This window comes from uncultured Roseibium sp. (assembly GCF_947496995.1).
Classification (GTDB): Bacteria; Pseudomonadota; Alphaproteobacteria; order Rhizobiales; family Stappiaceae; genus Roseibium.
The window spans coordinates 94,243-109,354 of the sequence record NZ_CANMFD010000006.1; the positions used below are offsets into that span (position 1 = coordinate 94,243).

At 60.5% G+C, this 15,112-nt stretch carries 14 protein-coding genes; 8 read left to right on the forward strand and 6 right to left on the reverse strand.

Annotated features, from left to right (window positions below; translation table 11 throughout):
• Positions 1–34: 34 nt before the first annotated feature.
• Positions 35–1,723: a methyl-accepting chemotaxis protein gene (locus tag Q1B40_RS21615; protein WP_299819436.1), complete on the reverse strand. Its 1,689-nt coding sequence runs from the start codon at positions 1,721–1,723 to the stop codon at positions 35–37.
• Between Q1B40_RS21615 and Q1B40_RS21620 the strand changes: the two genes are divergently transcribed.
• Positions 1,722–1,943, forward strand: a complete 222-nt coding sequence (locus Q1B40_RS21620; RefSeq protein WP_299819439.1) for a hypothetical protein — start codon at positions 1,722–1,724, stop codon at positions 1,941–1,943. The genes Q1B40_RS21615 and Q1B40_RS21620 overlap by 2 nt on opposite strands.
• Positions 1,944–2,109: 166 nt before the next feature.
• Here the strand turns inward: Q1B40_RS21620 and Q1B40_RS21625 are convergent, their stop codons facing one another.
• From Q1B40_RS21625 to Q1B40_RS21635, 3 genes are all read right to left on the reverse strand, one after another.
• Complete coding sequence (locus tag Q1B40_RS21625) at positions 2,110–3,945, reverse strand: hypothetical protein (RefSeq protein ID WP_299819442.1); 1,836 nt, start codon at positions 3,943–3,945, stop codon at positions 2,110–2,112.
• A gap of 225 nt (positions 3,946–4,170) precedes the next feature.
• The gene (locus tag Q1B40_RS21630; protein ID WP_068408552.1) at positions 4,171–4,728 is read right to left on the reverse strand and encodes an ActR/PrrA/RegA family redox response regulator transcription factor; all 558 of its coding nucleotides are present in this window, start codon (positions 4,726–4,728) and stop codon (positions 4,171–4,173) included.
• A gap of 66 nt (positions 4,729–4,794) precedes the next feature.
• Positions 4,795–6,141, reverse strand: coding sequence for an ActS/PrrB/RegB family redox-sensitive histidine kinase (locus Q1B40_RS21635; protein WP_299819446.1), 1,347 nt, complete (start codon positions 6,139–6,141; stop codon positions 4,795–4,797).
• Positions 6,142–6,316: 175 nt separating this feature from the next.
• Here Q1B40_RS21635 and secB point away from each other — a divergent pair, with 175 nt between their 5' ends.
• The gene (gene secB, locus Q1B40_RS21640) at positions 6,317–6,817 is read left to right on the forward strand and encodes a protein-export chaperone SecB (RefSeq protein ID WP_299819449.1); all 501 of its coding nucleotides are present in this window, start codon (positions 6,317–6,319) and stop codon (positions 6,815–6,817) included.
• A 98-nt stretch (positions 6,818–6,915) separates the two neighbouring features.
• On the opposite strand, the gene Q1B40_RS21645 is transcribed toward secB, so the two are convergent.
• Complete coding sequence (locus tag Q1B40_RS21645) at positions 6,916–7,719, reverse strand: molybdopterin-synthase adenylyltransferase MoeB (protein WP_299819452.1); 804 nt, start codon at positions 7,717–7,719, stop codon at positions 6,916–6,918.
• A gap of 57 nt (positions 7,720–7,776) precedes the next feature.
• Positions 7,777–8,865 (reverse strand): heat-inducible transcriptional repressor HrcA, encoded by a 1,089-nt coding sequence (gene hrcA, locus Q1B40_RS21650; protein ID WP_299819455.1) that lies wholly within the window; start codon positions 8,863–8,865, stop codon positions 7,777–7,779.
• A 145-nt stretch (positions 8,866–9,010) separates the two neighbouring features.
• Between hrcA and rph the strand changes: the two genes are divergently transcribed.
• The 6 genes from rph (at position 9,011) to Q1B40_RS21680 (ending at position 15,078) form a co-directional block, all read left to right on the forward strand.
• Positions 9,011–9,724 (forward strand): ribonuclease PH, encoded by a 714-nt coding sequence (rph, locus tag Q1B40_RS21655; protein WP_299819458.1) that lies wholly within the window; start codon positions 9,011–9,013, stop codon positions 9,722–9,724.
• Between the two features lie 12 nt (positions 9,725–9,736).
• Complete coding sequence (gene rdgB, locus Q1B40_RS21660; protein WP_299819461.1) at positions 9,737–10,375, forward strand: RdgB/HAM1 family non-canonical purine NTP pyrophosphatase; 639 nt, start codon at positions 9,737–9,739, stop codon at positions 10,373–10,375.
• Positions 10,372–11,544 (forward strand): radical SAM family heme chaperone HemW, encoded by a 1,173-nt coding sequence (gene hemW / locus Q1B40_RS21665; RefSeq protein WP_299819464.1) that lies wholly within the window; start codon positions 10,372–10,374, stop codon positions 11,542–11,544. The genes rdgB and hemW overlap by 4 nt, the downstream gene beginning before the upstream one ends.
• A 368-nt stretch (positions 11,545–11,912) precedes the next feature.
• Positions 11,913–13,550 carry a polyhydroxyalkanoate depolymerase gene (gene phaZ, locus Q1B40_RS21670; RefSeq protein WP_299819467.1) on the forward strand — a complete coding sequence of 546 codons (1,638 nt, stop codon included), beginning with the start codon at positions 11,913–11,915 and terminating at the stop codon, positions 13,548–13,550.
• Positions 13,551–13,794: 244 nt separating this feature from the next.
• On the forward strand, positions 13,795–14,487 hold the full coding sequence (locus tag Q1B40_RS21675) for a glycosyltransferase (protein WP_299819470.1): 693 nt from the start codon (positions 13,795–13,797) through the stop codon (positions 14,485–14,487).
• A gap of 162 nt (positions 14,488–14,649) precedes the next feature.
• A complete protein-coding gene (locus tag Q1B40_RS21680; protein WP_299819473.1) occupies positions 14,650–15,078 on the forward strand; it encodes a DUF2852 domain-containing protein in 429 nt (142 codons plus the stop codon).
• Positions 15,079–15,112 lie beyond the last annotated feature (34 nt).

Genomic DNA, 15,112 nt, shown 5'->3' on the forward strand with positions numbered 1-15,112 from the left:
ACGCGGGCGTTTCTTGTCGTGTTGCGGGTCTCGCTTACGCGGCGGAGCGCTGGCGGACTTCCTGCAGGAAGTTGGCCACCTGATTGCGCAGCATGGAAGCGTTTTCCTTCAGCTGCTGTGCGGAGGTATCGACCTTCTCCGCTGTGTCGCGGGTGTTCTCGGCAGCTTTCGACACGGATTCGATGTTCGTCGTCACCTCGACCGTGCTGCGCGACGCCTCGGTCGCGTTGCTGGCGATTTCCTGCGTTGCGACCCCCTGCTCCTCGACAGAGGAGGCGATGGAAGAGGCGATTTCGTTCATGTTGTTGATGATCTCGGTTACCGACGAGATCGCGCTTGCCGCATGGCCGGTCTCTTCCTGGATCGCGGTGATCTGGCTGGAGATGTCCTCGGTCGCCTTCGAAGTTTGCGTCGCAAGCTCCTTCACCTCGGAGGCAACGACCGCAAAGCCCCTGCCGGCTTCACCGGCGCGGGCGGCCTCGATGGTCGCGTTGAGCGCCAGCAGGTTGGTCTGTTCGGCAATCGCCTGGATGAGGGTGACCACTTCACCGATCCGGGTGGCGGCATCCGACAGTCCGTTCATGCGCTGATTGGTCGACTGGGCCTCGCCTGCAGCGCGGGAAGCAATCTCGCTGGAGGCCTGGACCTGCCTGCGGATCTCGTTGACCGAAGCGGACAGTTCTTCCGCGGCGGCAGCAACCGTTTCCACGTTGTGGGACGCCTGGGAAGAGGCGTTGGAGACGACGCCGCTCTGTTCGGTTGTCCGGGCGGCAACGCCGGTCATGTCGCTTGAGGCGGCCTGCAGGTTCTGCACCGAGCTGTCGATGATGCCCATCATTTCGGTGATCTGGCGGTCGAACTCGCCGCTGAGCTGCTGGATTTCCTCGCCCCTGCGGGCGGCGTCTTCCTGAGCGTTGGTCTGCCGGTCTTCCAGTTCGCGCCGCTCGGTTTCGTTGCGGACGAAGATTTCCATGGCCGCCGCCATCTGACCGATCTCGTCACCGCGATCAGTCCCTTCGATGACGATGTCCGTATTGCCGTCTGCCAGGGAACTCATGTTGGTTGTCAGAGCGCGCAGAGGCCTGACCGTGTTCCTGACGGTGACAACGGCAATCATGACGGCGATAAGCGCGCCGACGATCACCAGAGCAATAATCGTGGTGGCGGAACTCCAATAGGCTGCATCCAGGTCGTCCACGTAGACGCCGGTGCCGATCATCCAGTTCCAGGGCTGAAAGCCTGCGCCCCAGCCCACTTTTTCCAGGGCAATCTCGCTGTTGGCACGCGGCCAGTAGTAGGTCAGCGAACCGCCGCCTGCTTTTGCTTCACTGATCAGCTCGGCGACGATCTTGACGCCGGTCTTGTCCGCGAAACCCATCATGTCGGTGCCGACGATGGAAGGCTTGGGATGGATCAGCGCGATGCCCTGATAGTCATAGGCAAAGACATAGTTGTCGCCTTCGTACCTGATGGCGCCGATTGCGACTTTCGCCGCTGTCTGCGCGTCTTCGCGGCTCATCGCACCTGATTGCTCAAGGCTCTGAAAATGCGCCGCGATGGAAACAGCGCCTTCAGCGATCTCTTCGATCTTCGCCAGGCGCTCATCATACATTGCCGAATAGAGACTGTTCAGGCTTACAGCACAGATCGCCACGGTGAACACGAGGATCGTTGCGATGGGGAGGCTAATCTTCCAGGTAATCGGCCAACGGGAGAAGGACATGATCGGATTCTTCCTATCGAATTTGTTTTACCGAGAAATCCGTCAAAGAATTGACCAAAGGCTTAAGATTCAACGCCCGCTGGAAAAAAAGCTCAGAAATTGTAAAAAGTTACAGTCACCTACCCTTTTTGGAGTAGGTAAAAATATCGGAGGTACCGGAGCGGCTCCACCGCCTTCATCTGCAGGTGCCGAACAGATTCGCGAAGTCCGGCTGCGCTGAGCAAGATCTGAAAACACGTCGGACCGGCGATGCGATAATCGGGACTGGATCACAAGCGGAAAAGGTCTGATAAAGTTATAAGATCAATTTTATAACTGTATTGCCTCCCGGAACAGCTGACTGTGCCGGAAAGCTTTGAGCGAATTCGAAAAGCGGTGTCCCCGGATCATCGCCGGGCGCAGAAAACATCCCTGAGGCCCGGACGTGACCACGTCGCGTTGTGAAGCTGGCCCTTCAGGACATGGCCCTGCGATTCGAAGTAAAAGGTGTTGGCGCCGCCTGCCCGCTGCAGGGTCACGGCGCCGTAACCCATCTCCGCGACGGTTGCACTCTGCCCGTCCGGAGAAAAGACCACGTTCAGATCGATACCGGCGGTGCACAGATAGTCGGCGACATTCGCCCGCGCGGTCTGCTGGCCGAATTCGGGTGGGTTCAACCCGCCGACGTCGCCGGGGGGCACCGGTCCTGTCGGGAAACCGTTGTTCTGCGGACCATTCGGAAATCCGCCCTGCCCGCCGAAGGGATTGTTGACGTTGCTGCCGCCCGGATTGAAGTCCGCGGGACCGTTGATGACAACTTCCCGATAGGGGGTCTTCGTCACATAGACCCCTCGGCATTCGCCGTTTGCCCCGCGAACGGACCAGGCATGCGACACATAGGTCTGCTGCTCGAGGATCTGCCCCGGCTCAAGTCGGGCATAGGGTCGCTCTCCGCCCCGGTAATCGATCCAGTGAACTTCAATCGGCTGGCGGCTGGCATTGCGGAAGACGATCTGGCCGGGACGGACGGCCTCCACGGACCGGATGCGGCCAAGTTCGGCGCATGAAACGTCGGAACCCGCCTCCTGGCCCGGAACGCCGAAGGCGTCGTCCGAGACGATCTGTTGCGGCAGGGCGCAGGTGGCAACGAACAGACGCACCGGATTGGCGCTTCCGCGCAATGAAACCGTGTAGACGGGCATGCCTTCCACGCCGATCGACAGTTCGGTCTGCCGGATCATCTCTTCCCAGAGAAGATCGCTCATTTCGATATTGAGTTCCGGCAGGGACTGGCCCGCCTCGTTGGACGCCGAAGAACCGAAAGCATTGTAGGTGGCTTCGAAGTCACCCGCGCTGATGCGCACGGCCTGCGGCATTCCTTCCAGAAGCCCGGCTGGCGCCTGCTGGAATGTCAGCCGCGCGAAACCGGACTGGTTGCTGCATTCGGCCCGGAAATCCCGGTCGTCGGTCTGCTCTACCGTATGCTGGAGGACGGTCAGGGCTCCCGGCTGGCTTCCGGGTTCGGCGAACCATTGCCGGTCTTCCCTCGGTGTCACGAGCACCGGTTGGGCATTCCCGCTTCCGCCATTTGAAAGCCTGTCGCGGACAATCGTCTCCAGGTCACCGGACAAACGGGCTGTGTCGGTCGATTCCTGATCGGGGGTCGAAATCGGCGTATCCACCCGCTCGAGAGGCTCAAGACCGCCTGGCTCGACCGGCGGCTTGATCTCGGTAATGGTGGCGTTGCTGTCGTCGGCCGGTTCGCGTGAAGAAGACGTCTGTGTTTGCGGCCGGGTTTCCGTCTCGGTTGAAGTTGCGGATACGGGCCCGGCTGCGGTTCCCGAGCTGGTGCCGACCACACGTGCAGCGGCACCTGGTTTTCCGTCGCTGGAAACATCCACCACCAGCGTGTTGCCACTGCAGATATCTGCGTCACGGTGCAGGACGCGGCTGTTTTCAAGAGTGACTTCCAGCTTCACCTCGCAGGGCGGCAACTGGTTATCGCTGCCCATCGTATCGATGACGACGCCGTTGCCGTCCCGGCTGATGATCGGCCGGTACTTCTTGTTGACGGTGATCGATCGTATGCCGGGTTCCGGCGGCTCCACATTGATGCGCACGGTTTCGGGAACGGACTGCGCGTGGGCAACCTGGCCGGAAAAAGGCAGGATGAAGCTGCAGGCCGCGAGGAGGCCGGATGCCAACACGGGTGCGAAACGGGCGTGAGCAGCATTGTGCCGCATATGCGATCTCCATCGGAGCGCTGGATCGACCTGCTTTCATTCACATGAAGGACGGCAAGTCGATCGATCTGAAATTATTGGACCATCTTATCCGCAATGACCGGATTACAGGATGCTCCAGGGAACCACCGAACGGAATTACTTAGGCAAAGTGGCGCGGAAAGGGCAACCCTGCAACCGGCCAACACCGCTTGTGACCTGCACTGTCCTCAAAAATCCGGGATTTCAGCGCGGTGCGCGCTTGGCGAGGATCCGCTGCAGCGTGCGCCGGTGCATGTTGAGCCGCCGTGCGGTTTCCGAAACGTTGCGGTCGCAAAGCTCATAGACACGCTGGATGTGTTCCCAGCGCACCCGGTCGGCCGACATGGGATTTTCAGGCGGCTGCGCCTTGTCTTCCGGCTTGCGGGCCAAAGCAGCAAGGATGTCCTCGGGATCCGCGGGCTTCGCCAGATAGTCGATCGCACCGAGTTTAACCGCGGTCACTGCCGTGGCGATATTGCCGTATCCTGTCAGGACGATAGCCCGTGCATCGGGCCGCTTCTGGTGGATCTTCTCGATCACGTCCAGACCGTTTCCGTCTTCCAGCCGCATATCGACAATCGCGTAGGCCGGGGCATGCTGGGCGATCTTGATCGCCGCATCCTGGACACCGTCCGCCGTTTCGGTTTCAAAGCCGCGCTTTTCCATGGCGCGCGCAAGACGTTGCTGAAACGGCTTGTCATCATCCACGATGAGCAGGCTCATGTCTTCCGTGGCGGGAAAGGACGTATTCTGATCCGTCATGTCGCGTTACCGTTTTATTCTTGCCGTGGGACGTAAACCGGTCCGTGGTTTACGGCACATCATGTGTCACTCGCTGCTGTTATGGTGCGAAAAGGATGGTTCGTCCACTCTGCCATCATGTTCGAACACCTCGCGCGGCCAGCTCACGCGCACATGCGCACCTGTGTGAGGGGGCGCCTGGTTGTCCAGGCTGAGCTTGGCGCCGGTGCGTTCCAGCAGGGTTTTGGCAATGAAGATGCCGAGGCCCAGCCCGCCGCCAGTTCCGTTTTGCGGCGGTTTTCCGCTCCTTATCGAAACATACGGATCGCCGATCTTGCCGAGAATATCGACGGAGAATCCCGGACCGTCATCCCTGATCGAGATCGACAGCGTCTTGTCGTCCCAGCTGGCGGATACATTGACGCAGGAGTCCGCGAAATCGACGGCGTTTTCGACGAGATTGGCAAGACCGTAGCGAATTGCGGCATTTCGCGTTCCGACCGGCTCGTCCCCCTTGCCCTCATGGGTACAATGGATGGCCACACCCGTTCCCCGGTGCGGATCGATGACATCCTCGAGAAGCTGGGAGACGGGCATGCGCTGGTAGGTTCGGTCCTGCTCGCTCGACAGGCTGGTGAGCTGCCGCAGGATTCCGCGGCAGCGTTCCGACTGCGAGCGGATCAGCGCCACATCCTCCGCGCGGCTGTCGGAGGCGTCGAACTCTTCGGAAAGTTCCTTGGCAACCAGATAGATGGTCGCCAGAGGCGTTCCCAGCTCATGCGCGGCGGCCGTCGCCAGGCCGTCGAGTGCGTTGAGGTGTTGCTCGCGGGCGAGCACCAGTTCCGTCGCTGCCAGTGCGTCCGCCAGCTGCCGCGCCTCTTCGGCAACCCTGAAGGCATAGATCGCCATGAAACCGAGGGTCGAAACGAGGGCAATCCAGATCCCGACCGAGTAAACCACCGGCAGCCGGAACACTTCGTCCTCCGGCCAGGGCAACGGCAGGTGGAAAAACGCCAGCAACGTGGCACAGCCGGTCGCCAGAATCCCGAGAACGAACGTATGCCGGACCGACAGGCCCGTCGCGGAGACCATGACCGGCGCCATCAGCAGGAAAGCGAAGGGATTGCCAAGCCCCCCGGTCAACAGCAACAAACCGCTCATCTGCAGGATGTCATAGGCAAGTTGCAGGGTGACCGCGCGTTCCGAAAGACGCATGGCCGAGGGCCAGCGGATCTTCAGAAAGATATTCAGCCAGGCCGACAACGCCACCATGGCGAAGGCGGGGCCCGCAGGCAGGGGATAGCCGAGCCCCACATGCACCACCAGCAGCGCGGCGGTCTGCCCGCCGACGGCGAGCCAGCGCAGGCGCACCAGCGTGTCGAGTTTCAGCCGTCTGTGCGGCAGGGTGATATAGGAGGCGGGTTGATCGGACATATGGTTCTTTTGAAGCTGAATCGGGATGCTGGCAAGGCCGTGGTACTTGTGCCAGCCCGGCGTAGATGGTAGCCAGCCGCTGACAGGGTTGCCCGGTTTGCGCGGGCCGGCGGCCGGCTGGAGGTTTTTCCAGCTCACTATTTCAGATTCTCAGCGCGAAACGGAATGAGACACGATGACCGATACCAATGACGGCGGCGCACAGCCGCAGGCGGAAGGCGCCGCAGCGCCGGGCATGAACATCCTTGGCCAGTACATCAAGGACCTGTCTTTCGAAAACCCGAACGCTCCCCGTTCGCTGGCGCAGGGCGAACAGCCGAAGCTCGATATCAACGTGAATGTCGGCGCGCAGCAGATGGGAGACGACCAGTTCGAGGTTGTCCTGACACTGACCGCCAAGGCCGAGCGTCCGGACATGGTCATGTTCAACGTCGAGCTGGTCTATGCAGGCATCTTCAAGATCACCGGCGTTCCGAAGGAGCACATGCACCCGTTCGTCATGATCGAATGCCCGCGCATGATCTTCCCGTTCGCCCGCAACATCCTTTCCGAAGCCACGCGCAACGGCGGTTTCCCGCCGCTGATGCTCGATCCGATCGACTTCGCCCAGCTTTACCGCCAGAACATGGCGCAGCAGGCCGCGACCCAGCAGGCCGGCGAGCAGAAGCCGAACTGAAGACTTTCTATCTGATGAAGTTTCAGACCCGCGCCGGTGAATGCCAGCGCGGGTTTTTTACATGTTGAGCGTCGAGACCCCAGGCAACAGGCCGCGTCTCACGCCTCCTCCAGCATCTCCGCCCAGTTTTTCGGGTTATCGCCGTTCAGCGGGTTCTTGGGGGACTGCCTGTAGCGGATTGTCTCCATGCGGAAGCTTCTCGCGTCGAACATCATCAACCGGCCGACGAGCCCCTCGCCTGTCCCGGTCAGCTCCTTGATTGCTTCCATGGCCTGCATCGCGCCGATGATGCCGGGCAGCGCGCCGAGAACGCCGGCCTCCTCGCAGGTTGGCAGCAGGCCCTCGCGCGGCTTTTGCGGAAAGAGGCAGCGATAGGTCGGGTTGGGGGTGCCGTCCGGCCCTGTTTCGAACGGCCTCAATGTCGTGATGGACCCGTCGAACTGGCCGATGGCGGCCGTCACCAGTGGCTTTTTTGTGAAAAAGCAGGCATCGGAAACCAGATAGCGCGTGTTGAAATTGTCCGTTCCGTCGATCACCAGGTCGTAGTCTGAAATCACAGAGATCGCATTGTGCCCGGCAAGGCGGACCGGATGCGGGATGACCTTCACATTCGGGTTGAGCCGGGCAATCGCCTCCGCGGCGCTGGCGACCTTGGGCTCACCAAGCTGGGTGGTGTCATGGATCACCTGGCGCTGCAGGTTGGAAAGCGACACCGTGTCGTCATCGACGATCCCAAGCGTGCCGATGCCGGCGGCAGCCAGATACTGCAGGACCGGGGCACCGAGCCCTCCTGCCCCGACCACCAGAACCCGCGCATTCTTGAGCTTCTGTTGCCCGCCGCCGCCGATCTCCCGCATGACGATGTGGCGGGCGTAACGTTCAAGTTCGGCTGGGGAAAGCATTTCCGGTCCTGGTCAAATTGTAAGAGGTTTAACGGTGAAGATAGCGGTCGAGGCTTCCTACCTCAGTATCTTGCTCACCAGCCGGGCGGTGTAGTCCACCATCGGGATCACCCGTGCATAGTTCAGCCGGGTCGGGCCGATGATACCCAGAACGCCGACGATGCGCTGGTTGCTGTCCCGATAGGGCGACACCACCAGAGAAGAACCGGACAGGGAAAACAGATTGTTCTCCGAGCCGATGAAAATCCGCACGCCGTCGCCCTTTTCGGCAAGGCCGAGCAGCTGGATGAGATCCTTCTTGTTTTCCAGATCGTCGAAAAGAAGCCGGATGCGTTCCAGGTCCTCCACCGCATCCAGGTCGGTCAGCAGGTTGGAGCGGCCGCGCACGATCAGCGTGCCGGGATCGCTGCCACTTTCGCCGCCCCACACCGCCAGACCGGCATTGATGACTTTCTGACTGAGTTGATCGAGTTCAGCCTGGTCCACGTCCCGGACCCGCTCCAGCTCGGCGCGGATCTGGGCGATGGTGCGGCCCTGGATCTGGGCATTCAGATAGTTTGCCGCTTCCACAAGCGCCGATGACGGCATGCCGGCCGGCAGGTCGATCACCCGGTTTTCCACCGAGCCATCCTCGCTGACCAGAATGACCAGGGCCTTCAGCGGTTCGATGCGCACGAACTCGATATGCTTCAGCCGCATGTCGGTCTTGTGGGTCAGCACGACACCGGCGCCCATGGAAAGACCGGACAGCATCTGGCTGGCTTCCGTCAGCACCTGTTCTGCGGAATTCGTCCTTTGCGACGCCTTGACCTGCACGTCGATGGTGCGGCGCTCTTCCTGGGTCAGGTCACCGACCTCCAGAAGCGCGTCCACGAAAAACCTCAGGCCGACTTCCGTCGGCAGACGGCCGGCGCTGGTATGGGGCGAGTGCAGCAGGCCCAGATGCTCCAGATCGGTCATCACGTTGCGGACGGAAGCCGGCGACAGGGACATCGACAGGCTGCGGGAGACATTGCGCGATCCGACCGGCTCACCGGTTTCCAGATAGGTTTCCACGATCGAGCGGAAAATTTCACGGGATCTTTTGTCGAGCTCACTGAGACTCAAGGCATTTTCTCCGACTGACTGACCCGGTTCCGGGATCAAAAGACGTCATTCTCACATGATATAGGCGCAAAATGGGCTCGACGTGAAGCTGGGCCTTTACGGCGGATGAACTTGGGGTCTACAAGGCCGGTAAGATTGGGAGGAAACAGCCGTTTCCAATGAGCCTAGGTTGAAAGGAATATTCATGCGTCCGTCCAAACGCGCCGCCGACGAGCTGCGGGCCGTCACCCTGGAGCGCAACGTCTCCAAACATGCCGAAGGCTCCTGCCTGATCAAATTCGGAGACACGCATGTCCTGTGCACCGCAAGTCTGGAAGAGCGTGTTCCGCCCTGGCTGCGCGGTCAGAACCGGGGTTGGGTCACGGCTGAATACGGCATGCTGCCGCGTGCGACCGGTGACAGGATGCGCCGCGAGGCGAGTGCCGGCAAACAGTCCGGGCGGACCCAGGAAATCCAGCGGCTGATCGGCCGTTCGCTGCGTGCCGTCGTCGATCTCGAAGCGCTGGGCGAAGCACAGATCACGGTCGATTGCGACGTCATCCAGGCCGATGGCGGCACGCGTACGGCGTCCATCACCGGCGCATGGGTGGCGCTCCGGGATTGCGTGGAGTGGATGAAGTCCCGCGAAATGGTTTCAAAGGAAGTTCTCAAGGATCACATCGCGGCCATTTCCTGCGGCATCTATGCAGGTGCTCCGGTGCTCGATTTGGATTACGCCGAGGACAGCACCGCGGAAACGGATGCCAATTTTGTCATGACCGGATCCGGCGGCATCGTCGAAATCCAGGGCACTGCGGAAGGCGCGCCTTTTTCCGAAGATGAATTCGGGCAGCTGTTGGGGCTGGCGAAGTCCGGCATCGGCAGGCTCGTTGACTTGCAGAAAATGGCAATACTTTAAGGATCTGAGGGAATGAGCTACCGGAAACTCGAGCCCGGCAAGCTGGTTGTTGCAAGTCACAACGCCGGCAAGGTCCGCGAAATAAACGAGCTTCTTCAGCCCTTCGGGTTCGATGTGGTTTCGGCGGCCGAACTGGACCTGCCGGAACCGGAGGAAACCGGGTTGACGTTCGAGGCGAATGCCGCGCTCAAGGCACAGGCTGCTGCGCAGGCCTCGGGGCTTCCGTCCCTGGCCGATGACAGCGGCTTTTGCGTGCAGGCGCTGAACGGCGATCCCGGCATCTATTCCGCGCGCTGGGCCGGTCCGGACAAGGACTTCGCCATGGCGATGCGCACGATCGAGGAAAAGCTGCAATCCCTCGGCGCGACCACGCCGGAAGAGCGGCGCGGATCCTTCGTGGCCGTTCTGTGCCTCGCCTGGCCGGATGGGCACGAGGAGCTTTTCCGCGGCGAAGTCGAAGGCGAGGTGGTCTGGCCGCCGCGCGGCACGCAGGGGTTCGGCTACGATCCGGTGTTCCTGCCCGATGGGCGGGACAGGACTTTCGGTGAAATGACGTCCGAGGAAAAGCACGGCTGGTCGAAGGACACGCCCGCGCTTTCCCATCGCGCCCGCGCGTTTCAGCTGTTCGCGGACGGCTGTCTGGAAGGGTGAGCATTTTGGCGGAGCCAGGAACAAATGACGGCGGGTTCGGCATCTACGTGCATTGGCCGTTCTGCGCCGCCAAATGCCCCTACTGCGATTTCAACTCCCATGTTCGCCACCAGCCGGTCGATCAGGCCCGCTTCACCGCGGCGTTCGAGCGCGAACTGGCGCATTTCGCCGATCTGACGAAAGGCAGGACCGTCCAGTCGGTCTTTCTCGGCGGCGGCACACCTTCCCTGATGGATCCGGCGACGGTCGAACGCATCCTGACCGCCATATCCGGCCACTGGGCGTTGGATCCGGAGGTGGAAATCTCCATGGAGGCCAATCCCTCGTCGGTCGAAGCCGAACGGTTCCGGGGTTACCGGGCCGCCGGCGTCAACCGCGTATCGCTTGGCGTGCAGTCGCTGATCGACACCGACCTGAAGCTGCTCGGCCGCCTTCACGACGCACAGACGGCGCGCAAGGCGATCGAGACCGCTCGTGACACCTTTCCGCGACTGTCCTTCGATCTCATCTATGCCCGTCCGGGCCAGACGCCCGGCGGTTGGGAACGGGAACTTCAGGACGCCATTGCGCTTGCTGCCGACCACCTGTCGCTCTACCAGCTGACGATCGAGGAAGGCACACGCTTCCACACGCTCTATCATGCCGGCAAACTCAAGATGCCCGATGCCGAACTCGGCGCGGAATTCTATGAACTCACGCAGGATGTGACCAATGGGGCCGGCCTGCCGGCTTATGAGGTGTCCAACCACGCCCGGCCGGGCGCCGAATGCCGTCACAATCTGGTCTACTGGCGTTATGGCGATTACGTCGGCGTCGGGCCGGGAGCGCACGGGCGGTTGACGGTCGGCGCCAGCCGGCTTGCCACGGCAACGGAGCTTCATCCGGAGACCTGGCTGGAAAATGTCGAGCAGCATGGCCATGCCATGATCGAAAATGCGGGTCTGGCCGAGGAAGAACAAGGCGACGAGTTTCTGCTCATGGGGCTGCGGCTCACCGAGGGCATCGATCTGACCCGGTATGAGAAATTCTCCCATAGATCCATCGACCCCGACCGCCTGAACGCCCTGCTGGAACACGGAATGGTTGAGGAATTGGGGGAAAACCGCATCAGAGCCACGCGGGAAGGTTTTTTTGTGCTCGATGCGGTGGTCGCGGATCTCGCATCGTAAGGCGTGGGCAAGCGACCCGGCAATTTAAGCTACCAAACTGATTTAAATGTCCTATCTCTGTTTGCAGTGCACAGAAGTTGCCCGAGAAAACGAGTTCCTCCGCAAAATTGAGCGCTTAGGCGTGCGATTTCATAACAAATAGCAGTATTGCGGGCGGCAGCCGGCAAAGCTATCCTGTTGCGATGCAATAGATCGGCGACCGTCCAGTCGGAACGGATTGGTCACCCGGGAGTTGATCTGTTCAAAAGCGTTTGAGCATCCGGCGTCAATTGACCGCGGGATGCAACATAAGCTGCGATAACAGGCAGGCCGTTTTCAAATTCGCCAACGGGGCTGGCGGCGGCTTAGAACTCAAAGGAGACGCGCCGTTGCCGTTTTATCACCTTTACGAGATGAACCACGCAGTTATGGCACCGTTCAGAGCTATGGCCGACATGACCAAGCTCTATTTTCAGAACCCGCTTAATCCATTGAGTCATACGGAGTACGGCCGTTCGGTTGCCGCGGGCTGCGAGGTGATGGAACGGACGACCCGGCGCTACGGCAAGCCGGAATTCGGCATCAAGGAAACGTCGGTCAGCGGTGTGCGTGTTCCGGTACATGAAGACATCGTCTGGAGCCGGCCGTTCTGCGACCTCATCCATTTTGAGCGCGGAGTGACCACGCGGCGCAACGATCCGAAAATCCTGATCGTGGCACCGATGTCCGGCCACTACGCGACGCTGTTGCGCGGCACCGTCGAGGCGCTGCTGCCGAACGCGGATGTCTACATCACCGACTGGATCGATGCCCGCATGGTTCCGATCCAGGACGGCAAGTTCGATCTCGATGATTACATCGATTATATCATCTCGATGCTGCACTATCTGGGGCCAGATTCCCATGTGCTCGGCGTCTGCCAGCCGTCCGTTCCGGTGCTGGCCGCGGTTGCGGTGATGGAAGACCGGGACGACCCGTATGTTCCGTCAACCATGACACTGATGGGCGGACCGATCGACACGCGGGTCGCACCGACGGCCGTCAACGATCTTGCGGTTTCCAAGGGCATCGAGTGGTTCAAGAACAACGTCATCATGAAGGTGCCCTTCCCTCATCCGGGCTTCATGCGAGACGTCTATCCGGGCTTCCTGCAGCTTTCCGGGTTCATGAGCATGAACCTCGACCGGCACGTCACCGCGCATCGGGACTTCTTCCAGCACCTCATCGAAGGCGACGGCGACAGCGCGGAAAAGCATCGCGACTTCTACGACGAATATCTGGCGGTGATGGATCTGACCGCGGAATTTTACCTGCAGACCGTTGAATCCGTGTTCATCGACCATTCCCTGCCGAACGGCACCATGACGCATAACGGCCGCCCGGTTGACTGCACGAAGATCCGGCGGACGGCACTGCTGACGGTGGAGGGCGAGAAGGACGACATCACTGGCCGTGGCCAGACGAAGGCGGCACTCGATCTTTGCACCAGCCTTCCGGATGATATGAAAACGCATTACGAGCAGCCGAATGTCGGCCACTACGGCGTCTTCAACGGTTCGCGCTGGCGTGCGGAAATTGCCCCGCGGGTGATGGACTTCATTCGCTCCAACCGCGCCGACACCCCGAAAAAAGCGCCGGCTGCACCTGCTGCCACACAGAAACCTGCCGCTTCGGCCGCCGCCGCGAAACCGGCTGCGCCAAAGGCTGCAAAGAAGCCGGCCACAGCGGCAACCGCCAGGAAGCCGGCGGCGGCCACCAAGACGAAGGCCCCTTCCAAAGGCGGTCCTCTGGAAAAAATTCTGCTCGTCAAGCCGGATGGCGTGGCCGACGACCTGAAAGCGATCAGCGGTGTCGGTCCGAAACTGGAATCCGCCCTGAACGAGGCCGGGATCTTCCACTACTGGCAAATCGCCTCGCTGACGTCGGAGCAAATCGACGCGCTCGACAGCAAGCTTGATTTTCGCGGCCGCATTGCCCGCGACAAATGGATCGATCAGGCGCGCGAGTTGTCTGAAAAGGTGAGCTGACGTCGGCAGAAACTGCTCACGGCTACCGAAGGATCTCCAACTTCAAGCGGTTGGAGGTCTGTCCGGCGGTTTTGAAGGCGTGAGTGCCCCTTGAGTCAACTCGGTATTCTCCGCTGACCATACGGAACACCTGTAACTTGCGACCAAAACACGTGTTTTCGACCTGCACACTGCGCCCGCTATTGATTCCGTCCCTGCCGCCCAATACAAGTCCGGGCATGCAGCGTGGCCGGAGGTTTTAATCGTGCTCAATATTTTTATCGGTTTCGATACGCGGGAAGCGGTCGCCTATCATGTCTGCGTCAACAGTCTGACGCGGCTGTCGAGCGACGTTCTGGCGATTACGCCCCTCTCGCTCGGCAACCTGAAGACCTATGAGGAAACCCATTCGGACGGATCCAATCATTTCATCTACAGCCGTTTCCTGATCCCTCACCTGATGAATTACAACGGCTGGGCGCTGTTCATGGACGGCGACATGATCGTGCGGGACGACATTGCCAAGCTGTTCGCCATGCGCGACGAAAGCAAGGCGGTGATGTGCGTCCATCACGACTACAAGACCCGGCAGACCACCAAGTATCTCGGCTCGAAGAATGAAAATTATCCGCGCAAGAACTGGTCGAGTGTCGTCCTGTGGAACTGCGGTCACCCGGCAAACCGGACGGTGACACCCGAGTTCGTCACCAACGCCACCGGCGCCCAGCTGCACCGTTTTACCTGGCTTGAGGACGGTCTTGTCGGTGAACTGCCGATCGAGTGGAACTGGCTGCCGGATGAGTTCGGCGCCAATCCGGATGCCAAGCTTCTCCATTTCACGCTCGGTACGCCGTGTTTTCACGAATATGCCAATGCGCCGATGGCGGCGGAATGGCACCGGGAAAAGCTCTTGGCGAATTATTCCTCCCAGCACGTGATTGACGGCCCCTTCGACTGAAGGCCGTTTTTCGTTAAAAATACAAAGGGTTAAGCCCGATTGGAAAGGTGTTCCATTGGGCTTTTCCATATCTTCTGCCGCCGTTCATCCAGTCACGAATCCTTGAAGCTTCGAAGGTTAATCCCCACCTGAAGATCGTGGATGTCATAAATGGATAGGACAATGTCAACAACCAAAAGTTGCATGATCAAGCCTGCCTGGACGCCGGCGACCATCGGTCTGATGGTGCTGGGGTTCGTGGTGTTCTGGCCTCTTGGCCTTGCCATGCTCGCCTACATTCTCTGGGGTGACCGCTTCGAGGGGATGTTCCGTGATGCAAAGGATCAGTGGCGGGGCAGCCCGCTGAAGGGAGCATTTGATCAGATGTCAAATACGACTGGCTATGCCCGCACCGGCAACGTCGCGTTCGACGATTATCGCGAACGCGAATTCAAGCGTCTCGAGGAAGAACGCGCGAAGCTCGACGCAATGCGCGCTGATTTCGACGATTTCCTTCGGGAGCTGCGCCGGGCACGCGATCAGGAAGAATTCGACCGCTTCATGTCCGACCACGGCCGCAAGGCAGGTGGGACGGACGCAGCACCGATCTGATCCTTTTCCCCGATTCCGGCCTCAGTCCCCCTCC

What these genes read in the sequence shown, in the direction of transcription:
- secB (WP_299819449.1), top strand. Translation starts at nt 6,317, where the DNA reads ATGACCGATACCAATGACGGCGGCGCACAGCCGCAGGCGGAAGGCGCC.
- Q1B40_RS21625 (WP_299819442.1), bottom strand. Translation starts at nt 3,945, where the DNA reads ATGCGGCACAATGCTGCTCACGCCCGTTTCGCACCCGTGTTGGCATCC.
- rdgB (WP_299819461.1), top strand. Translation starts at nt 9,737, where the DNA reads ATGAGCTACCGGAAACTCGAGCCCGGCAAGCTGGTTGTTGCAAGTCAC.
- Q1B40_RS21635 (WP_299819446.1), bottom strand. Translation starts at nt 6,141, where the DNA reads ATGTCCGATCAACCCGCCTCCTATATCACCCTGCCGCACAGACGGCTG.
- rph (WP_299819458.1), top strand. Translation starts at nt 9,011, where the DNA reads ATGCGTCCGTCCAAACGCGCCGCCGACGAGCTGCGGGCCGTCACCCTG.
- Q1B40_RS21630 (WP_068408552.1), bottom strand. Translation starts at nt 4,728, where the DNA reads ATGACGGATCAGAATACGTCCTTTCCCGCCACGGAAGACATGAGCCTG.
- Q1B40_RS21680 (WP_299819473.1), top strand. Translation starts at nt 14,650, where the DNA reads ATGTCAACAACCAAAAGTTGCATGATCAAGCCTGCCTGGACGCCGGCG.
- Q1B40_RS21615 (WP_299819436.1), bottom strand. Translation starts at nt 1,723, where the DNA reads ATGTCCTTCTCCCGTTGGCCGATTACCTGGAAGATTAGCCTCCCCATC.
- Q1B40_RS21620 (WP_299819439.1), top strand. Translation starts at nt 1,722, where the DNA reads ATGATCGGATTCTTCCTATCGAATTTGTTTTACCGAGAAATCCGTCAA.
- Q1B40_RS21645 (WP_299819452.1), bottom strand. Translation starts at nt 7,719, where the DNA reads ATGCTTTCCCCAGCCGAACTTGAACGTTACGCCCGCCACATCGTCATG.